At 65.8% G+C, this 17,558-nt stretch carries 22 protein-coding genes; 10 read left to right on the top strand and 12 right to left on the bottom strand.

Features of this window, described 5'->3' with window-relative positions; all coding sequences use genetic code 11:
* Window positions 1–2: 2 nt before the first annotated feature.
* On the top strand, window positions 3–434 hold the full coding sequence (locus ACIBCN_RS41140) for a holo-ACP synthase (RefSeq protein ID WP_396997862.1): 432 nt from the start codon (window positions 3–5) through the stop codon (window positions 432–434).
* Window positions 435–443: 9 nt separating this feature from the next.
* On the opposite strand, the gene ACIBCN_RS41145 is transcribed toward ACIBCN_RS41140, so the two are convergent.
* On the bottom strand, window positions 444–1,601 hold the full coding sequence (locus tag ACIBCN_RS41145) for a PucR family transcriptional regulator (protein WP_396997863.1): 1,158 nt from the start codon (window positions 1,599–1,601) through the stop codon (window positions 444–446).
* A gap of 217 nt (window positions 1,602–1,818) precedes the next feature.
* On the opposite strand from ACIBCN_RS41145, the gene ACIBCN_RS41150 reads away from it, so the two are divergent.
* Window positions 1,819–2,631 carry an alpha/beta fold hydrolase gene (locus ACIBCN_RS41150; RefSeq protein ID WP_396997864.1) on the top strand — a complete coding sequence of 271 codons (813 nt, stop codon included), beginning with the start codon at window positions 1,819–1,821 and terminating at the stop codon, window positions 2,629–2,631.
* Here ACIBCN_RS41150 and ACIBCN_RS41155 read toward each other — a convergent pair.
* Entirely contained in the window at window positions 2,628–3,248 is a 621-nt protein-coding gene (locus tag ACIBCN_RS41155; protein ID WP_396998050.1) for a TetR family transcriptional regulator, read from the bottom strand. The genes ACIBCN_RS41150 and ACIBCN_RS41155 overlap by 4 nt on opposite strands.
* 239 nt (window positions 3,249–3,487) lie before the next feature.
* Here ACIBCN_RS41155 and ACIBCN_RS41160 point away from each other — a divergent pair, with 239 nt between their 5' ends.
* Window positions 3,488–4,783: a hypothetical protein gene (locus ACIBCN_RS41160; protein WP_396997865.1), complete on the top strand. Its 1,296-nt coding sequence runs from the start codon at window positions 3,488–3,490 to the stop codon at window positions 4,781–4,783.
* Window positions 4,784–4,850: 67 nt separating this feature from the next.
* Here ACIBCN_RS41160 and ACIBCN_RS41165 read toward each other — a convergent pair whose 3' ends face one another.
* Both ACIBCN_RS41165 and ACIBCN_RS41170 read right to left on the bottom strand, forming a co-directional pair.
* The gene (locus ACIBCN_RS41165) at window positions 4,851–5,579 is read right to left on the bottom strand and encodes an ABC transporter permease (RefSeq protein WP_396998052.1); all 729 of its coding nucleotides are present in this window, start codon (window positions 5,577–5,579) and stop codon (window positions 4,851–4,853) included.
* 47 nt (window positions 5,580–5,626) lie between these two features.
* On the bottom strand, window positions 5,627–6,583 hold the full coding sequence (locus ACIBCN_RS41170) for an ATP-binding cassette domain-containing protein (RefSeq protein ID WP_396997866.1): 957 nt from the start codon (window positions 6,581–6,583) through the stop codon (window positions 5,627–5,629).
* 99 nt (window positions 6,584–6,682) lie between these two features.
* Between ACIBCN_RS41170 and ACIBCN_RS41175 the strand changes: the two genes are divergently transcribed.
* Entirely contained in the window at window positions 6,683–7,429 is a 747-nt protein-coding gene (locus ACIBCN_RS41175; RefSeq protein ID WP_396997867.1) for a TetR/AcrR family transcriptional regulator, read from the top strand.
* Here ACIBCN_RS41175 and bcp read toward each other — a convergent pair.
* The gene (bcp, locus tag ACIBCN_RS41180) at window positions 7,426–7,899 is read right to left on the bottom strand and encodes a thioredoxin-dependent thiol peroxidase (protein ID WP_396997868.1); all 474 of its coding nucleotides are present in this window, start codon (window positions 7,897–7,899) and stop codon (window positions 7,426–7,428) included. The two genes, ACIBCN_RS41175 and bcp, sit on opposite strands and share 4 nt — an antisense overlap.
* A gap of 279 nt (window positions 7,900–8,178) precedes the next feature.
* Between bcp and ACIBCN_RS41185 the strand changes: the two genes are divergently transcribed.
* Window positions 8,179–8,400: a DUF3618 domain-containing protein gene (locus tag ACIBCN_RS41185; RefSeq protein WP_396997869.1), complete on the top strand. Its 222-nt coding sequence runs from the start codon at window positions 8,179–8,181 to the stop codon at window positions 8,398–8,400.
* Window positions 8,401–8,463: 63 nt separating this feature from the next.
* On the opposite strand, the gene ACIBCN_RS41190 is transcribed toward ACIBCN_RS41185, so the two are convergent.
* Window positions 8,464–8,814, bottom strand: coding sequence for an excalibur calcium-binding domain-containing protein (locus tag ACIBCN_RS41190; protein WP_396997870.1), 351 nt, complete (start codon window positions 8,812–8,814; stop codon window positions 8,464–8,466).
* Between the two features lie 80 nt (window positions 8,815–8,894).
* The gene (locus tag ACIBCN_RS41195; protein ID WP_396997871.1) at window positions 8,895–9,872 is read right to left on the bottom strand and encodes a pirin family protein; all 978 of its coding nucleotides are present in this window, start codon (window positions 9,870–9,872) and stop codon (window positions 8,895–8,897) included.
* Between the two features lie 62 nt (window positions 9,873–9,934).
* Here ACIBCN_RS41195 and ACIBCN_RS41200 point away from each other — a divergent pair, with 62 nt between their 5' ends.
* Window positions 9,935–10,402 (top strand): MarR family winged helix-turn-helix transcriptional regulator, encoded by a 468-nt coding sequence (locus ACIBCN_RS41200; protein ID WP_396997872.1) that lies wholly within the window; start codon window positions 9,935–9,937, stop codon window positions 10,400–10,402.
* A gap of 247 nt (window positions 10,403–10,649) precedes the next feature.
* On the opposite strand, the gene ACIBCN_RS41205 is transcribed toward ACIBCN_RS41200, so the two are convergent.
* The 3 genes from ACIBCN_RS41205 to ACIBCN_RS41215 all read right to left on the bottom strand — a co-directional run bounded on the left by ACIBCN_RS41205 (window position 10,650) and on the right by ACIBCN_RS41215 (window position 12,228).
* On the bottom strand, window positions 10,650–11,150 hold the full coding sequence (locus ACIBCN_RS41205) for a DUF1992 domain-containing protein (RefSeq protein ID WP_396997873.1): 501 nt from the start codon (window positions 11,148–11,150) through the stop codon (window positions 10,650–10,652).
* Between the two features lie 73 nt (window positions 11,151–11,223).
* Window positions 11,224–11,538, bottom strand: a complete 315-nt coding sequence (locus tag ACIBCN_RS41210; RefSeq protein ID WP_396997875.1) for a hypothetical protein — start codon at window positions 11,536–11,538, stop codon at window positions 11,224–11,226.
* 105 nt (window positions 11,539–11,643) lie between these two features.
* Window positions 11,644–12,228, bottom strand: coding sequence for a transglycosylase SLT domain-containing protein (locus ACIBCN_RS41215; protein ID WP_396997876.1), 585 nt, complete (start codon window positions 12,226–12,228; stop codon window positions 11,644–11,646).
* Between the two features lie 729 nt (window positions 12,229–12,957).
* Here ACIBCN_RS41215 and ACIBCN_RS41220 point away from each other — a divergent pair.
* The 3 genes from ACIBCN_RS41220 to ACIBCN_RS41230 all read left to right on the top strand — a co-directional run bounded on the left by ACIBCN_RS41220 (window position 12,958) and on the right by ACIBCN_RS41230 (window position 14,930).
* Window positions 12,958–13,317 carry a chitin binding peritrophin-A domain-containing protein gene (locus ACIBCN_RS41220; protein WP_396997877.1) on the top strand — a complete coding sequence of 120 codons (360 nt, stop codon included), beginning with the start codon at window positions 12,958–12,960 and terminating at the stop codon, window positions 13,315–13,317.
* Window positions 13,318–13,564: 247 nt separating this feature from the next.
* Window positions 13,565–14,404 carry a hypothetical protein gene (locus ACIBCN_RS41225; protein WP_396997879.1) on the top strand — a complete coding sequence of 280 codons (840 nt, stop codon included), beginning with the start codon at window positions 13,565–13,567 and terminating at the stop codon, window positions 14,402–14,404.
* A 19-nt stretch (window positions 14,405–14,423) separates the two neighbouring features.
* Window positions 14,424–14,930: a hypothetical protein gene (locus ACIBCN_RS41230; RefSeq protein WP_396997881.1), complete on the top strand. Its 507-nt coding sequence runs from the start codon at window positions 14,424–14,426 to the stop codon at window positions 14,928–14,930.
* 8 nt (window positions 14,931–14,938) lie between these two features.
* Here the strand turns inward: ACIBCN_RS41230 and ACIBCN_RS41235 are convergent, their stop codons facing one another.
* The gene (locus tag ACIBCN_RS41235) at window positions 14,939–15,460 is read right to left on the bottom strand and encodes a DUF3592 domain-containing protein (RefSeq protein ID WP_396997883.1); all 522 of its coding nucleotides are present in this window, start codon (window positions 15,458–15,460) and stop codon (window positions 14,939–14,941) included.
* Between ACIBCN_RS41235 and ACIBCN_RS41240 the strand changes: the two genes are divergently transcribed.
* Window positions 15,413–15,871 (top strand): hypothetical protein, encoded by a 459-nt coding sequence (locus tag ACIBCN_RS41240; RefSeq protein WP_396998062.1) that lies wholly within the window; start codon window positions 15,413–15,415, stop codon window positions 15,869–15,871. The two genes, ACIBCN_RS41235 and ACIBCN_RS41240, sit on opposite strands and share 48 nt — an antisense overlap.
* Window positions 15,872–16,067: 196 nt before the next feature.
* On the opposite strand, the gene ACIBCN_RS41245 is transcribed toward ACIBCN_RS41240, so the two are convergent.
* The gene (locus tag ACIBCN_RS41245; protein WP_396998054.1) at window positions 16,068–17,531 is read right to left on the bottom strand and encodes an amino acid permease; all 1,464 of its coding nucleotides are present in this window, start codon (window positions 17,529–17,531) and stop codon (window positions 16,068–16,070) included.
* Between the last annotated feature and the right edge of the window lie 27 nt (window positions 17,532–17,558).

The raw sequence follows: 17,558 nt of genomic DNA on the forward strand, positions 1-17,558 counted from the left end.
CTATGACGATTCTCGGTATCGGCCTGGACTTGGTGACCATCTCCGAGTTCGCCGAACAGCTCGAACGCGCCGGAACAACCATGATCCGGGAGAGTTTCACCGCGGGCGAGCGACGCTACTGTCAGAGCAAGGCGACCGATCCGGCGCGCAGTTACGCGGTGCGGTGGGCGGCGAAGGAAGCGGTGATCAAGGCTTGGGCCTCATCTCGCTTCGCCCGCCGCCCGCAGATCGGCGACAATCCTTATCCGCTGATCGAGGTGGTCAACGACGCGTGGGGCAGGCCGAGCATCAAGCTGCACGGCCTCGCCGCCGAATTCCTGCCGCGGGTAAGGGTGCACCTGTCGTTGACGCACGACGGTGATACCGCCGCCGCCATGGTGGTCCTGGAAGATCCGGGCGAAATGGTCGACCTGATCGAGGGCCGCGAAGGGTAAGGCGGACAATCACTCTCGGTGCGCGCGCCGCAGCCGCCTGCGCTGCAGCGCCCACCACGCTTCCAGGGCGCGGTCGGGATCGGCGAGATCGATCCCGACCAGCTCTTGGTAGCGGCGCAGCCGGTAGCGCACCGTGTTGGTGTGCAACTGCATCGCCTCGGCGACATGGTCCACTCGCATGCCGTTACTCAAATACTGCTGGGCGGTATCGAGTAGCGCTGTGGCGCCGTCACTTTCGCCGAGCGGCGTGATGTAGCGGTGGAACAGCTCCTCGCCGACTTCGGTGTCGGCCAATACCGCGGGCAACAGGCCGAGGTCGGCCAGATCGTGCACGCCGGTCAGTTCGAAGGCGTCGGCGGTCGCCATCGCCCGGGTAGCGCGGCGGAACGACGGCTCCATCCGGTCCAGCCGGGCGGCCGGGCCGATGCCGACCGCCGTCTCCATGTCGGCCGATGGGACGGCGTCCACGATGCCCGCGACGTCGCCGTCGACGACCGCGAGCAGCCCGTGCGGCCGGTCGCCGCCGACCGGCTCGAGCAGCTTGGCCAGCGGGTCGGCGGGTAGGTCGGCGCTCGGCCTGGCCCGTACCGCGTGGAACTCCCGGTAGGAGTCCAAGCCGTAGCGTTCGACCTGCAGGCGGATCTCGCCGGGACCGAGCGTGCCGAACAGGATGCCGCGCACCAGGTCGGTGCGGTGCTGCTGGTCGTGCCTGGTCTGCTGGAATTCGGCGTCGAGGTGACCGCGAGCCACCGCCAGGATCGCGGTATCGGTGAGCGCGAGGATGTCGTTGGTCAGTTCCAGCAGTTCGCCGTCCGAGACGCCGAGGCGCCGGCCCGTCGTGACTACCTCGTCGATCGCGGTCCGGACCGCGAGCCGCCAGCCGCGCAACATCTCGGTCACCGGAATGCCTTGGCGGCCACGGGTTTCGCCGTGCGCGGTGAAGACGGCCAACTCGCTGTCGGTCAGATCGCGCTCCGCGGCGAGTGTCCGCAACAGCTGCTGGACGGTGCGAACCGCGTCCGGCAGCAGCACCGTCGGATCGATCCGCGCGTAGGTCGGAATCTCGGCACGCATCTTGTCGATCGTCCTGGCGGTCAGTTCGGTGGCGTGCGAGAACAACCGAGCCAACAGGGCACGGCGGTCGGCGGGTGGTGGGCGGCTGACCATTACTGAGCAGGGTAACTCCAGTTGGACTCAGCAACAAAAGACGTGCGAGTAATTCGACTGCCGCACTATAGCCGGCCAGCATTTTCCCGCGTAATACTGGAGAGTCGGCAACGATGCCTAGCCGTGCGGTTGTATTTTCGGACAAACGCGGCGGTCGTGGCCGAGTAGCGCAGGCGGATCGCGGCTTTGCCCGATCGCACGACGAAGGGGATTGCCGATGACCGAATGGAATCGCATCGAACGCGGCGAAGGCCGTCCGCTGGTGCTGCTGCACGGCGGCGGCGCGTCGGCGCGGTGCTGGCTGCCCGTGCTGGACCGGCTGAGCGCGCAGCGCCGGGTCATCGCGTTGGACTTCCCGGGCTTCGGACAGACCCCGGCACCGGGGCCGGACGTGCACGTCAGCATGGACTGGATCGTCGACGGGCTGGCCGCCGAGCTACCGCGCCTCGGGATCAACGGCCCGGTCGATCTGGTCGGCAACTCGATGGGCGGCCTGATCGGCCTGGAGGCGACCAAGCGCGGCCTGGCGAGCTCGTTCGTCGGTCTTGCGCCGGTCGCGTTGTGGCACAAGCAGATGCCGTTGGCGCTGCGGGCGCAGTTCCAGGTAGGACTCGCCGCCGCGCTGCTGACCAGGACTGCCGCGCGTTCGGTGGTCGGCAAGACCAGGTCGGTGGGCCTGTGGTTCCCGGTCGGCCACCCCGATCGGATGACGGCCGTCGAGGCCGTTGATTTCGTGCGCGACTTCGACCACTCCGGGCCGACGTTACGTCGCGCGCTGAAGATCGCGAAAAAGCTGCGCTTCGAGGGCGGGCAGGGGATCACCGTGCCGGTCACCATCGCGTTCGGCACCCTGGACCGGATGCTGCCGCCGAGCACCAGTCAGGTGCGCGATCAACTACCCGCGCACACCAAGTGGGTCACGCTGCCGGACTGCGGCCACATGCCCATGTGGGACAACCCGGAGCTGGTCGCGAACACCATTCTGGACGGCGTCTCGACCACCCGATCGGCCGGGGAGCAGACCGCCTAGCGCCCGCTGGCCGTGCGCGACTCCTTCTCCGCGACCAGCAGATACGCCACCATCAGGCGCTTGAGCTCGGACACCGCCTCGGCGTTGCTCTGCTCGTCCTGGACGGAGAAGTTCAGCATCGAATAGACCACGTGCACCAGCACCTCGGCCATCATGGTGCGTCGCGGCCGCGGTGTGCGCGGCGTGAGCGGCCGCAGCATCTGCGCGACGACCTCCGCGAACTCCTTCTCGTGGATCGCGCCGGTCGCCCGGGTCGACGGGGTGGACTGCATAGCCAGCCACACCTCGCGCCGGGACGGGTCGGTCATCCACAGGTTCGCCATGTGGTCGACGAACTGGTTCATGTGCCGCAGCCAGTCCAGCGACGGGATCTCGCCGTGGAAATCGGCGAGCTCCCGCGAAACGGCAACGAGGTCTTGCCGATTCAATTCGCAGACGATGACGTACTTGTTGGCGAAGAACTGGTAGAGCGTGCCGATCGGAACCTCGGCACGTGCCGCCACTTCTTCACAGGTGAACGACTCGAACCCCACCTCGACGAGTAGTTCCCTGGACGCCTGCAATAGCGCGTCGAACTTCTTTTTGCTGCGTTCCTGCGTCGGCCGTCGCCGCGGCATGAGCTCCTGTGGGTCGTCCTGCAGCTCCAACGCAGGGTCCAGCCGTTGCTTCGACCTGGCCTCCGCGCGTACTTCCACCCATCCAGGCTAACGGTATGGACACACCCACGACACGCGCACGGCTTCTGCGTGTTCATCTTCTGTCCGAATTCACCACCCATCCGGATCGAATGTGGCACCGAACACATACCGAGCGCGCGTGGCTTCTGACACGCGCACGGACCAGGAAGGCGCGACCAGTGGTAGCTCGATCAGTGGTAACTCTCGGCGTTTCCACCGAACGCGGCGCCGTGCACGCGGTAGCTTTCGCCGATACCGGCGCCCGGCTACCCGAGCGCGTGCTGCTGCATCGGGTGAAACGGACGCTCGGCGACAGCAAGGCGGACTTGGCCGAAGCGGTCGAGCTGGCGATGGACGAACTCGCCACCGAACTCGGCCCCGAGCATGAGATCGCCGGTGCGGCGGTCGTTTACCGGGATGCCGCCGAGCGGCGCGCCATCGTCACCCGGCTGGCGTCCGGCCGCTGGCACACCGCGTCGCTGGTGTCGTCCAAATCGGCCCACCTCAGCGTGGCCGGAATGATGACCTGGCTCGACGAATTCGACGATCTGCTGATCTGTGAGGTGGTGCCCGGGCATCAGGCGTTCACCCTGATCGATCACGGCCGTCGCCGGATCCTCGGCGCGACCAGTCAGTCGGGCGGCGCCACGGCGGAGTCGATGGGTGCCGCGGTGACGGCGGCCTGGGATCAGTTCGAGGCGGCGGCGGTCCGGCCGGACGCGGTGGTGCTGATCGGCTCGGCCGCGGGCAAGCCCGCGGTCGTCGCGGCGGTGGACGCGTTCGGCGCCCCGGTGATCCCGTGCAAGACCTCGGCCGCCGCGTCCGCGGCCGGTGCCGCGCTGTACGCCATGGCCGACGTGGACGGCGTCGGCGAGACCGAGGAACGGGTGCGCCGGGTGCGTGGCGGTGCCGCGGTGTTCGCCGCGGCCAGCGTGCTCGCGGGCGGGCTGGTGGTCGGTGGTGTCTACGTGTCGGGCGGTTCGGCGCGGACGCTGCCGGATGCGGCGCTCAAAGACGCGCACGTCACGGCCGACTCGAAGGTCGTTCGTGGCGACGCTGCCGCGGGCAGGCCCGAGCGGGTGCGCAACGATCCGCACAGCGTCGACGGCCCGGTGCTGGACCGCCCCGTTCCGATCGCCATACCGGAGCCCGAGATATCGGTCGTCACCATCGATCCGGCCGACGCCAAGCCGCAGTACTCCGCGCAGCGATGGGGCAGTGGCCAGCAGGATCGGCCGGAGTCGCTGGTGCCCGCCGAGCCCGCGCACGAGGCCGAGACGAATGTCGCGACCTCGCTGCTGTCCGGATCGGGCATACCGGCCGCCACCACCAAGGTCGGCGCCCCGAACGGCGCGCTGCTCTTCCCGGGCGAGCTGCCGCCACCGGAGGCCTTCACCACGGAGTCCTACAACTGGTGGGACAACCACTTCCGGATGATGTTGCAGTGGGCGGCCCAGCAGATCATGCCTGTCTGAGCAGGATTCGCACGACGTAAGGCCCGGCGCTCCCCTCTAGCGCCGGGCCCATACGTAGGTTGCGAAATCAGTCCCTTGTCTTGCGCCGGAACAGCACGCCCGCGACGAGATACCCCGCCAGCGCGATGCCGCCGCACCAGAGCACCGCCAATAGCGCACTGTTGCCGATCGGTGTGCCCATCAGCAGACCGCGCATGGTTTCGATCACCGGCGTGACCGGCTGGTTCTCGGCGAACCAGTGCAAGGCGCTCGGCATCGACTCCGTCGGAACGAACGCGCTGCTCACGTATGGCAGGAACATGAAGAAGAACAGGCACGAATTCGCCGCTTCCGGATTGTTCACCAGCACTCCGAACGCGGCCGCGAGCCAGGACATCGCGAGCACGAACATCGCGATGATGCCGTAGGCGGCCAGCCAGCGCAGCGGGTCGCCGGTCGGCCGGAAGCCGATCGCCGTGGCCACCAGGATCACCACGGTGGTGGTGATCAGGTTGCGCAGCAGGCTCTCCACTACATGCCCGGTCATCACCGAAGACCGGGCGACGGCCATGCTGCGGAATCGATCGATGATGCCGTTGGTCAGATCGGTGGACAGGCTCACCGCCGTTGTCGCGGAACCGAATCCGGCACACAGCAGGATGATGCCCGGCACCACATAGTCGATATACGCGCCGCCGACGTTCATCGCGCCGCCGAACACGTAGACGAACATCAACAGGATCATGACCGGCAACAGGATGGACATGAGCATGGTGTCCGGACTGCGCACGGTGTGGCGCAGGTTGCGGCTCAGCATGGTGGCCGAATCCTGCACGGCCAGGCGGGAATTCGTGATCGTGATGGTCACAGCGCCGCTGCTTTCTGCGTGGTGGGGTGTCCGGTGAGTGCGAAGAACACGTCATCGAGGTCGGGGGTGTGGATCGCGAGTTGGTCGATGGTGATCGCCTGATCGTCGAACTGATCCAGCAGCTGTTTGAGGGCGCCGACGCTGCCGTCCGAGGGGACCATCAGCGCCAGCTGCTCGGCATCGATCTCGGCGTCCGGTATGGCGAGCGCGGCGGCGGCCAGCCCCTGCGCGTCGGCGAACCGCAGCTGGATATGCCCGCCGGGGGCGAGCTGCTTCAAGTCGCCCGGCGTGCCTTCGGCGACGATCTTGCCGTGGTGCAGCACCGCGATCCGGTCGGCCAGCTGATCGGCCTCCTCCAGGTATTGCGTGGTGAGGAAGATCGTCACACCGTCGGCCACCAGGTTCCGGATCACCTGCCAGAGTTCGCGGCGGCTGCGCGGATCCAGGCCGGTGGTCGGTTCGTCGAGGAAGATGATCCGTGGCTCACCGATCAGGCTCATGGCCAGATCGAGTCGTCGGCGCATGCCGCCGGAGTAGGTCGCGACGCGGGCATCGCCGGCCTCGGTGAGCTCGAATTGCGCGAGCAGGCGGGTGGTGCGGTGGGCGATCGCCGGCTTGTCCAGGTGCAGCAGCCGACCCATCAGGCGCAGATTCTCCGCACCGGTCAAGATCTCGTCCACCGCTGAGTATTGACCGGTGACGCCGATGAGGCGGCGCACGGTGTCTGATTCGTACGCGAGATCGTGACCGGCCACCCGGATCTCGCCGCTGTCGGCGGCTGCCAAGGTGGCCAGGATGCGCACCATGGTCGTCTTGCCTGCCCCGTTCGGGCCGAGTAGCGAAAAGACCGTTCCCGCCGCGACTTCCAGGTCTATGCCGGCCAGCACGGTCCGGTCGCCGAAGGCTTTGGTCAACCCGCTGATGCTGACGGCGGGGGTGGATGGGACTGTCATGGGGTTCCTCGAATCGAAACTGTGTATGGGTTAAACTTAGTTTAGACGGTACACAGTTTTTGACGTGAGGGAAGAGGGCATCGAGAAAAGGGGTCGAAAGTGGTGGACACGCCGGAAACGGACATCGGCACGTCGGCGGTAGCCAAGTCCTTCGCGTTGATGTGGGGCCTGGACGAGCCGGGAACTCGCGGACCGAAGCGCGGGCTGAGTCTGGATCAGGTCATCGACGCGGCGATCGAGGTGGCCGACGCCGAGGGCGCCGGCGCGTTGTCGATGAGTCGGGTGGCCAAGCATCTCGGCTTCACCACGATGTCGCTCTACCGATACGTAGACAGCAAGGACACGCTGATCACCCTGGTGTCGGACCGGGCGATGGGGCTACCGCCGCAGTTGCCGGTCGGCGACTGGCGGGCGGGGATAGAGGCATGGGGATGGGGGGTGTCGGCGGCGATCAAACAGCACGTGTGGTTCCTGGATCTGCCCTTGGCCGCGCCGCCTATGGGCCCGTACAACATGGCCTGGCTGGAAGCCGGCCTGGCCATGTTCGCCGAGACCGCCGTGCCCGAGTCGATCAAACTGCAACTCGTACTGAACGTTTCGTTGTACATGATCGGCCGGATGCGCGTCGCCAAGGAGATGGCGGCAGGCGGGGACACCGATGAGTACCCGGCCCTGTTGGGCCAGGTACTCGATCCGCAGCGTTTCCCCGCGCTGACGCGCGCGTTCACCGCCCAGGCCTTCGAGGACGACGACGTGGACTGGGACGACGCCGACCTGCGGTTCGGTCTCGATCGGCTGCTGGACGGCTACGACCAGTTCGTCCGCTCGTTCGAGAAGCAGCCTTAGACCGACAGGTCGCGGCGCAGCTTGGCGACGTGGCCGGTGGCGCGCACGTTGTACTGGGCGACCTCGATCTTGCCCGCCTCGTCCACCAGGAAGGTGGAGCGGATGACGCCGGTAACCGTCTTGCCGTACATCATCTTCTCGCCGAAGGCGCCCCACGCGGTGAGCACGGCCCGGTCCGGATCCGACAGCAGCGGGAAGGTGAGCTGCTCGGCGTCGCGGAACTTGGCCAGCTTCGCGGGCTTGTCGGGCGAGATGCCCAGCACGTCGATGCCCGCGCCGTCGAGGTCGGCGAGATTGTCGCGGAAGTCGCAGGCCTCTTTGGTGCAGCCGGGGGTGCTCGCGGCGGGGTAGAAGTACACGATCACCTTGCGGCCGCGGTAGTCGGCGAGCGACACGTCCTTGCCGTCGGCGTCGGGCAGCGTGAAATCGGGGGCGGCATCGCCGGGGGAGAGTCGTTGGTTGTCGGTCACGTCCTGCACCGTAACCGAAGGCTCGGACATAGCGCGGATAGACCGAACGACACTGTATGGACCGACAAGATCGACCCCGCGCACCAGCCGGGAGCACTGTGTGGAATGACAGAACACCGCGCGCCCCGGGGTAACGCGGCCTCGCGCATACGCACTCGCAAGCGCTCCGATCCGCGCGGACCGATAGACTCGTCCGGGAGCTGAGGGTGACCCGCGAAGGCCGAGCACGCACCGCGATTCGAGCCCTGGCGCGGCACATCAAACACAGGAGGCCTGAACGTGGCGAAGGATACCGAGCGGATCGAGCAGGAGATCGAGGCCGCGCGCACGCGGCTGGCGAGCACGCTCGACGAACTCGCGGTGCGCGCGGATCCGCAGCGGATCGCGAGCGACAGCAAGCAGATCGTGCTGCGGAAGCTGAACGAGCCGAAGGTCAAGTACAGCCTGGTCGGCGCGGCCGCCCTGGTAGTCGGGCTGGTCTTGCTCAAGATCTTCCGCTAGATCGTCGCCGAACAGCAGAACACCCGGTGTGCCTGGCACACCGGGTGTTTCTGTTTACGAATATCAGACCGTGGGGCAGGCGAACCCGTCGCCATCCGGATCCAGGTGCGGACCGTAGCCCGGCTCTCCGCGAAAGAGCGGAGCCCGTCCGGCCGCGCGAGCGTCGTCGCAATTAGCGAAAGCGCCGCCCGCCGAACCGGTCTGCGTCAGACCGGCCGAACCGGTTGCGGCGGAGCCGGTATCGACGGCGGACGAACCGGTCCCTGAGGAACCTGAGGGGGGCTGGGCCAGCGCGGTCGGCGCCGCAAGGAGGGTCAGTCCCGCGACGGCAGCGCTGAAGGTAAGCCGACGAACGTTCATGTATTCCTCTAGATAGTTGCTGCGGTGGATAGGGCGTCCGACCGGACGCCGCATCCACTGTCGTGACGCCTCGCCCGCTTGTCAACCGGATCGCCGGAGAACTAGGGCATTAGGGGATATCCGCGCGGCCGGGTTCACTCGCCCAAACGATGGCCCGCCAGGTGCTCGGCGGGGATGTTTCCCATGCGTCCTGCCTGGTAGTCGTCCATTGCCTGGATGATTTCGGCGCGAGTGTTCATAACGAATGGCCCGTATTGGACGACGGGTTCCTGAATCGGTTGTCCGCCGAGCAACAACACCTCCAAGTCGCCGCTCCGATTGTCTTGGCGCACATCGGCACTCACTGTGATCGCGTCGCCGGGGCCGAAAACCGCCAGCTGTCCCTCGCGCAGCGGCCTGCGCTCGGCGCCGACCGTCCCGCTGCCGGACAGCACGTACACCATCGCCGTGAAGTGTTGCGGCCATGGCGTTTCCAGCTGGCCGCCGGGGCTGATCGAGGCGTGCGCGTAGGCGATCGGCGTGTAAGTCGACCCCGGCCCCTCGAAGCCGCCGACCGCGCCCGCGATCAGCCGGACCAGTGCGCCGCCGTCGTGCGAGCTGACCAGGGTCAGTTCGCTGCTCCGCAGATCCTGGTAGCGGGGCGCGGCGAACTTGAGCGCGCGCGGCAGGTTCACCCACAGCTGGATGCCATGGAACCAGCCGCCCGTCATGACCAGTTGCTCGGTCGGCAGCTCGTCGTGCAGGATGCCGGAGCCCGCGGTCATCCACTGGGTGTCGCCCTCGCCGATCACGCCACCGCCGCCATTGGAATCGTGGTGCACCATGGCGCCGTCCATGACATAGGTGACGGTCTCGAACCCGCGGTGCGGATGCCACGGCGCGCCCTTCGCCTCGTGCGGCTCGTAGGCGACCGGGCCCATCTGGTCTAGCAGGATGAACGGGTCGGCGGTGCGCAGGTCCACGCTCGGGAACGGCCTGCGTACTTCGAAGCCCGCGCCCTCGCGCTGTTTCGGCGCGCTGACCACGCTGCGCACCGGGCGGTCGCGCATGGTCTCGGTGGGCTTGGGCAGGCGTGGCAGCACCATGAGGTCGGGGACGGTGATGGCTGGCATCGAAACCTCCTGGAAGGGGAGTTGGTGTCCATGTCAACCAAACGCGGGTAGACTTCATTCCCATGGAGTGGCTCAGTGACGACGAACAGGCGACCTGGTCGGCCTACATCCGCCTGCGCCAGCGATTGGACGCGGCGATCGCCGCGGGATTGACCAAAGACGGCCTGTCCGCCGCGGATTACGAGCTGATGGTCGCCTTGTCCGCCGCACCGGGTGACTGCCTGCGAGCCAAGGATCTGGCGGCCGAGGTCTGCTGGGAGAAGAGCAGGTTGTCGAAGCATCTCGCCCGGATGGACGCGCGCGGACTCGTCGACCGGCAGCCGGTGGCGGAGGACGCCCGCGGGGTACTGGTCCAGCTGACCACCGCAGGCCGTCGTCTACTCGAACGCGCCGCCCCGAATCATGTCCGGCTGGTGCGCGAGGTATTCATCGATTGCATCACCCCCGCGGAAGCGCACGCGATGCAGGCATTGTCCGACAAAGTCGTTGTCGCAGTAGAGGAATCAACCCAGCCCGCCATCGGCGCCTAACCCACAGACCGTCCAGCTGCGCAGGCACGCGGCGCGTGCTGGTTGCTCGAGGCGAGTCAAATGGCTGCCGTCGAAGATCATCTAGCGACCTTCCGACTCGCCTCGATGCAGCTAACCGGGCTGCAGACCAGGTGGGCGGCTACGACGTCTGACCCCGCAGGTCGGGCTGGTCTCACAGACCGTCCGTACTACTCACAGAGTCCGCACGCCCGCGCACCTCTTGTGAAAGGTGTGGGCGGTCTGTGGATCAGGTGGACGTGGGGCGGTGTCGGCGGAAGATGGTGCGCCATCGCCCGGCGGTTCGAGGGGGGCGCGCGGGGTTGGTGGGTCTTGGCGGCGCTGACGGGTTCCGTTGCCGCTCGGCGTGCCACTGGGCGACGATGTCGTCGGTATCGACCGGCGCGATCCGGACGTACGGGCCGTGCGGTAAGCGTAGCCAGTCGACCACACGTTTGTTGAGTTCGCGTACCGTCTCGCGGACCGCACGCTCGGAGCTGAGCTTGCGCACGGTGTCCGGAAGGCGCTCGATATCCCGGCGTAGCAGCAGTGAGGGCGGCAGCAGTGCGTCGCCGCTCACCCCTTCTTTCCGGAGGTAGCCGTTGAGCCACCAGTTCTCGTCGTCGCTGCCGCGCGGAATGGGTTTGCCCGCGCCGGGCAGATTCTTGAATTCACCACGATCGGTTGCCTCGCGGATCTGCTTGTCGATCCACGATTCGAAGTCCAGGTTCGCTGGTTTGCGCTCGGTCATCTCGTCACCTTTGACGGGCGGGTGCAGTACCACCATGCTACCGAAAGCGCCGAACCCGCTGTCCGGCAACAGGTCACGACCAAGGCGTGATCGGCGGCTTCACCCACGTCAGCTTTTCGTCGGTGTGCGCGCGTCGCGCCGCGGGATGATCGGGGTGTTCGTCGGCCCAGTCGGCCTTCTCGGTGAGCAGGTCCGCCACCGTCACCCAGGTCTCCTCGGTGCTCGGTGGGTTCGTGTCGGCGGCCCTGGCGAGCTTGCGCCGCGTCGCAGCGGGCATCGCCAGCAGCTCGGGCCCGGAGATGCCCAGGTGCCAGACGTAGCTAGCAAGGCGCCGGGCCTTCTCGGCGCGGCTCTTGGCCGCCGTATCGCTGTGCGCGTAATCGGTCATCGCGGAAGTCCAAAGGTCGGTGGTGCACGACCCTAGCCGGAGGGCGGGCCGGACGCGACGACGCCTCCCCGCGGGCAGGCGGGGAGGCGTCGTGGCGAGGGTGGCTCAGTACGCGCTGTTGACGTTGTCCATCGAGCCGTAGGTCCGCGCGGCGTAGTTGCAGGCGGCGGCGATGTTGGCGACCGGGTCGTAGATGTCCCAGGAGGTGCCCTCGACGTGGTACGCGCGGAAGGTCGGGTCGATCACCTGCAGCAGGCCCTTGGACGGGATGCCCGCGGCGGCGTTGGAGTCCCACAGATTGATCGCGTGCGGGTTACCGGTCGACTCGCGCATGACATTGCGGTGGATGCCGTCGTAGCTGCCGGGGATGTTGTTGGACTGCATGATGTCGAGGGCCTGGTGGATCCAGCCGTCGAGGTTGTCCGGGTAGGCGGGGGCCGGGGCAGGTGTCGGCTCCGGGATCGGCACGGGAATCGGCAGCGGCAGCGGCGCCGGGGCGGCCACCTCGGCGGCGGGCGCTGCGGCCTTGTGTACCTCGGCCACCATCGCGATGCGAGACGGAACGCTGTCGTCGGCCACCGATACCGCCGAAGAAGCGGCAACGGCCACGACGCCCGCGGCGGCGATGGCGAAAGTTACGCCCTCGCGAAGCGTCGAGCGGCGGAGAGAAGAAAAGCGTCTGTCAGGCATGACGAAATCGGTTCCTTTGTCGGGGACTGGTTTCGATCCGGGCGCGCGCAGGCAGCACGGATCCAGGGCGGGCGCGTGGTTGGCGCTCGCCGGTGCGGGCTGATGTGCTGTTGTGGGGTTTTGTTGTGGGGGACGCTCTGGGTCCCCGGAGCGCGACAGTTCAGTGCCGGGGCGCTCTACTGCGAGCCCGGCCGCGATGTCGCGCGGGACTCCGCATCGCGATGCGGAGAAAAACGGCCTCTCGGCGCGTCCATTCGGCGGAGGTTAGGGTTAGCGGGTCCTTTGCCGGATCCCGATCCGCCGACCGCAGCGGACGTAGAGCCTGCCATTGCGGTCGTTTTCCGAATGTGGGTAGAAATCTCCTCGGTGTAACCAAACTCCAGGTCGCTTTATGACCTGATCGCAGAATGGTCACACCAGGTGAACGGACGGTAAACGAATCGTGAATGAACAGTGCTACCGATCTTGGAACACCACCCTCACCGTTGCCGAACCGTTACCTACGCAGGGAGTTTGCTGCTAAACCGAATGTGCGTCACGTCACAGAATTTTTCGGGTAACGCACCGCACTCCTGTTGGCGGACTGCGGTGTTGGTCCGGATTGGGATTCCTGAGACGGCCCCGAGCAGGCGGTTTTCGCCAGGAAACGATCCGACCGGTCCGCAGGACCGAATACAGGGAGCAGCCAGCCGCCGACGCCCCGCATCGGGGAGACAGGGACTCCCGACCATGAACTCGAACAGCCTGGTGCGTCGTTCCGGCGCCCTCGCCGCCGGAACCGTGATCGCGGTCCTGCCATCCCTGGGCGTAGCGGCCTTCACGCTCGGCACCCTGGCCGCCGTTGACCTACCCGACGGGACCGGACGCGACATCGCCGCCCGCCAATACGCCGTCATCCCCATCGCGGCCCCCTCCGACTTCTGCCACAGCAAGGACGAGGGCTACTACGCCGACCCCCACGACCGGGCCGTCTTCTACCGCTGCCTGACTTCCCGAACCCGCCAGATGACCACTTATCAATTCCGCTGCACCGACAACGCGTGGTACGACCACGAACGCTTGGTGTGCGTCGCACGAGATGTCCACTGATGGAAACCGGCCGATTCCGGGCAATCCAACGCAGTTTCGATGTGAATGATGTTCCGGTACCGGCCTATTGAGCTACGGCCTACCGCACGATTCCGCCTGGACTTCAGGTTCGGCCGGCGTCATCCTCGACGCTAGCGGAACCTGTGGATGGCACGGCCGGGCTCGTCGGTCGAACAGTGGATACCGGGTCAGGCTTGGGTGCGGCAATAATGTTCGCAGGAATCAGCACCACCGGCTGGAGTCGGAAATGGTATCGCCGCCCGATCTGATCGGCTTGAAAGACTGGATCCATCGTGCGTCCAGCGATTTCGAGGAACGCGTCGCGCAGCATTCCGGCTTGACGTGGCGCGAGCGACGCCGGTTCCGAAACGAAGTCGAGTCGCTACGTCGGACATGTGATGGATCGCCACACGGGCGGGCCGAGAATTCCGTGCGGCAACTGCTCGCGGCCGGCGCGGCTCGGTATCGTGCCGTGTCGTCGTCGAACCAGTCGGGTGGTACTGCGGAACACGCTGTCCTCGATTTCGCGGTATTTGCGATCTGGCCGGTGGTGATCGCTCCCGATCTGCACAAAGACTGGTTCGAAGCGGTCGCCAAAATCACTTCTCCGGACATAGCAAAACTTGTCGTCCACTGCCGTCTTTATCGAATTTCGGGGAATCCGATGAGTCCGAGCGAGTTATTGGCCGCACTGAGTAAGATCAGGTTCTCGCCAGGAATCGTCAATCTTATGGATGATCTCTCGAACCCGAATCGTGGTGGCGGGGCGCTGACCGCACTGGCTATTGCCACCGAGGTCGAGCTGCCTCCGGCCGATCGGTCGGGCAAGAAGCTGGCGGCCTGGGTCTTCGGTGGAGTAGGCGCTGTCGCGGGCGCCGCCGGTGCCGGAGTGATCGGGAACCGTGCTGACGCCGCCGCGCTCGATCTATGGGATTGGCTGATACACGACAGCGCCGATGGTGGGTCGAGTGGTTCGGGAAATTCTGACTTCGATCCGTTCGGTTCCAGCAGTCATGGGCCGTCGTCGAACGCGGCGGGAAACCACGGTGGGAGTCTGGTGGCGATGATAGAGAGCATATTCAACTAGCTTCAAAAGTGGAGTGCCGATGATACAGACCGCCTGGCAGCATATTTTACATTACGGAATAGCAGCGTTAATTCTCGGAGTCGCAACCGCGGTCATCAACTTGATTCTCCTGCTGCTATGGTTCGGAAATATCAGGCGCGTATACTTTCTGCGCCGACTGCGTGCCGCATTACATGGCATACCCGACCAGATGCTGCTCTCCTGCGAGTCCGGCACAGTATCGGTGCTGACATTCGACCGGGCGGCAGGCCGAGAAGAATCTCGGCGCGTGTATACCGGGATTCTGACGTGGCGAGGTAATCCGCGTCCGGCCGAGCGGGTGAAGTCACGCGCGGACCGGCAATATCGCTTCGGCGTCACCATGATTGTGTTGGTATTGATTCCACTGGTGACCATTTCGATCTGGATGACGCTGTTCGATGATTGGCGCCTGATCGGTATCACTACGATCCTGGTCGTACATCAGTTCGTGCCGTTCTACATCTGGGAGTATCCAGGATTCAGCGAGCTGTTCGATCGAGGTTGAGAATGTGTTCAGTCAACTCGATCTGGAACTCCGCTCGCAGGCCGCCGGAGGGCGAGCAGTTCCAGCTTGGTGGGCAGCATCGTCCAACCGACGGCTAGGAGCACGGCGGCGCCGAGGGCGGCGACGGCCAGTGGCAGGTAGGTGAGGCGGACGAAGAGGAAGGTTTCGTCGACCATCGCGTGGTCGGGATCATCGGGGTCGTAGCGGACCGAAACCTGTTCGCCCAGAGAGGTATATCGCGATACCGAGCCGCCGTCGAAGCGGACTGTCTGCCCGCCCGCGGTGGTGAACTCGATGATCGCGGAGGTGCCGTCCGGACGGCTGCCTTTGGTGTTGTCGCAGACTTCCTGTCCGTGTTCGACCGCGGTGCCGCTCGCGAGCCGCGAGTTCGCCAGGAACAGCGCGTTGTATCCGATCGGTGCTGCGGCGAACAGGATTACGACCGCTGCCATCAAGGAGATCGCGAGGCTGTTGGACTTGACGTGAGTGGTGAGCGAACGTTGCACGACAGTCCTTCCCCGAGCCCGCATCAGCAATCCTACTGGGCGCCCGGATCGGCCGCAGGCGGCTTGGGCGACAACACTTTCCAGCGCACCCTCGGGATGTGCTGCGCTTCAGTTCCCACCGATCGCGGCACGGCGCTGGGGCGGGCGACGCGCGAGCAACTATGGCCGGGCAGGCTTGGTACCGAACGGGCGCTCACATTACTGTGCTCGGTGCTCGGCGAGCAGGGATTCGAACCGGCCCGCGTCGCCCCAGATCATGTCCGGTTGCGCAACTGCCCGTTCCACCCCTTGGCCGCGCAAGCCCCGGAACTGGTCTGCGGCCTCAACCACGCCTACCTATCCGGGATCCTCATCGGACTCCGAGCCGACACGGTGTCGGCCGTGCTCGCTCCACAGGCCGGCCAATGTTGCGTGGAACTACGCCCCGCCACCTGATCGCTGCGCCAACGAGCTTCGCGTGTTCGCCTCGGCGGGGGAGCCGAACCCGCTGATCGTGTTTGGCGGCTGCGGTATTCAGGTCGCAATGGTGGTCTGACAGAAGATCAGCAACAGCGAGCCGAATACGTCGAAAGTTTGTGCTCGGCGGCGAAGTAGCCGATGAAATATTGCCGGCTACGGCGTTCTCCGTGCATCAAAACCCGGCAGGGTTCAGTTCCGGGCCGCTTTCCGTGACCTTGCCGGTGCGGTTCAGTCGGGAATGCCTTACGCCGTAGGCGAAGTACCACAGCAGCGCGACGGTGACCCAAAGGAGGAAGACGTATATGGTCGCCCGGCGCAGGTCTTTGATGATCCATATGCAGCCGATCACTGACAGCACCGGAGTTATGGGGTAGCCGGGAAGCTTGAAGGTGCGAGGCAGATCCGGCGCGGTTCGCCGCAGCACGATCACCCCGATCGATACGACGAGGAAGGCCACCAATGTTCCGATGCTGGTCATCTCGGCGAGGAAGTTGATCGGGATCAGGCCTGCGAGCATAGCGATGACCACACAGGCGATGACGGTGTTGTGCGCTGGGGACAGCGTGCCCGAGTTCACCTGGTGGAACACCTCGGGGAGCATCCCGTCCCGCGACATGGCGAACAAGATCCTGGTCTGGCCGTAGATGACGACCAGCGTGACACTGAAGATCGACGCCACCGCCCCCACCGCCAGCAGCGTGCCCGGCCAGGTCGCCCCGGTCACGCGTTCCAGGATTGCCGCCAATCCGGCCTTCTGCTCGCGGAAGTCCGATGGCGACTGTGCGCCGATGGCGACCACGACAACTACGAGGTAGATGCCCGTGACGGAGCATAATGCGATAAAGATCGCCAGCGGCATGTTCCGGTGGGGGTTCTTCACCTCTTCACCAGCGGTCGATATGGCGTCTAGGCCGATGTAGGAGAAGAAGACGATCCCTGCGGCGGACATGATGCCGCCGACGCCGAACGGGGCGAAATCAGCGAAATGATCGCTGTGCCAACCCGTCATACCTACGACGCCGAACACCACCAGGATCGCCAGCTTGATGGCGACCATGGTGGCGTTGACCCGTGCGGATTCGCTGACGCCACGGACGAGAAGAAGGCCGCACAGCGCGACGAGCGCAACTGCCGGAAGATTGACGACTCCGCCCTCTTCGGGGGACTGCGACACCGCATCCGGCAACCGGAAGCCGAACACGTTGTGTAGCAGTGCGTTCAGATACTCCGACCAACCGACCGCGACGGCCGCCGCCGAGACTCCGTATTCGAGCAAGAGGCATGCACCGACCGCCACCGCAGGGAGCTCGCCGAGAGTGGCGTACGCGTAAGAATACGAAGATCCGGAAACCGGCATCGCTCCGGCCAGTTCGGCGTAGCACATCGCAGTGAGGCCAGCGACAACACCGGCCACGACGAACGAAATAATCGCCGCCGGGCCGGCGACCGGAACAGCCTGCGAGAGAACGAAAAAGATGCCGGTGCCGACCGTCGCGCCGATGCCGAGCATCGACAGCTGGACCAATCCGATGGAGCGTGACAGCTCGCCGACATCGGCGCCGGTCTCGTCCGCCGGCTGCCGTACAGGCTTGCGCCGCAACAGCTGCTGAATCAACGCCACTCCGCGCTCCCCGATGATCCGCCACCTATTGTCCGACTGTCC

The organism is Nocardia sp. NPDC051052, from assembly GCF_044456045.1.
GTDB lineage: Bacteria > Actinomycetota > Actinomycetes > Mycobacteriales > Mycobacteriaceae > Nocardia.

Excerpts from the sequence above, each read along its gene's own strand:
- ACIBCN_RS41140 (WP_396997862.1), top strand. The coding sequence starts at position 3 with ATGACGATTCTCGGTATCGGCCTGGACTTGGTGACCATCTCCGAGTTC.
- ACIBCN_RS41145 (WP_396997863.1), bottom strand. The coding sequence starts at position 1,601 with ATGGTCAGCCGCCCACCACCCGCCGACCGCCGTGCCCTGTTGGCTCGG.
- ACIBCN_RS41150 (WP_396997864.1), top strand. The coding sequence starts at position 1,819 with ATGACCGAATGGAATCGCATCGAACGCGGCGAAGGCCGTCCGCTGGTG.
- ACIBCN_RS41155 (WP_396998050.1), bottom strand. The coding sequence starts at position 3,248 with ATGCCGCGGCGACGGCCGACGCAGGAACGCAGCAAAAAGAAGTTCGAC.
- ACIBCN_RS41165 (WP_396998052.1), bottom strand. The coding sequence starts at position 5,579 with ATGCTGAGCCGCAACCTGCGCCACACCGTGCGCAGTCCGGACACCATG.
- ACIBCN_RS41170 (WP_396997866.1), bottom strand. The coding sequence starts at position 6,583 with ATGACAGTCCCATCCACCCCCGCCGTCAGCATCAGCGGGTTGACCAAA.
- ACIBCN_RS41190 (WP_396997870.1), bottom strand. The coding sequence starts at position 8,814 with ATGCGGCGTCCGGTCGGACGCCCTATCCACCGCAGCAACTATCTAGAG.
- ACIBCN_RS41195 (WP_396997871.1), bottom strand. The coding sequence starts at position 9,872 with ATGCCAGCCATCACCGTCCCCGACCTCATGGTGCTGCCACGCCTGCCC.
- ACIBCN_RS41200 (WP_396997872.1), top strand. The coding sequence starts at position 9,935 with ATGGAGTGGCTCAGTGACGACGAACAGGCGACCTGGTCGGCCTACATC.
- ACIBCN_RS41205 (WP_396997873.1), bottom strand. The coding sequence starts at position 11,150 with ATGACCGAGCGCAAACCAGCGAACCTGGACTTCGAATCGTGGATCGAC.
- ACIBCN_RS41210 (WP_396997875.1), bottom strand. The coding sequence starts at position 11,538 with ATGACCGATTACGCGCACAGCGATACGGCGGCCAAGAGCCGCGCCGAG.
- ACIBCN_RS41215 (WP_396997876.1), bottom strand. The coding sequence starts at position 12,228 with ATGCCTGACAGACGCTTTTCTTCTCTCCGCCGCTCGACGCTTCGCGAG.
- ACIBCN_RS41220 (WP_396997877.1), top strand. The coding sequence starts at position 12,958 with ATGAACTCGAACAGCCTGGTGCGTCGTTCCGGCGCCCTCGCCGCCGGA.
- ACIBCN_RS41225 (WP_396997879.1), top strand. The coding sequence starts at position 13,565 with ATGGTATCGCCGCCCGATCTGATCGGCTTGAAAGACTGGATCCATCGT.
- ACIBCN_RS41230 (WP_396997881.1), top strand. The coding sequence starts at position 14,424 with ATGATACAGACCGCCTGGCAGCATATTTTACATTACGGAATAGCAGCG.
- ACIBCN_RS41235 (WP_396997883.1), bottom strand. The coding sequence starts at position 15,460 with ATGCGGGCTCGGGGAAGGACTGTCGTGCAACGTTCGCTCACCACTCAC.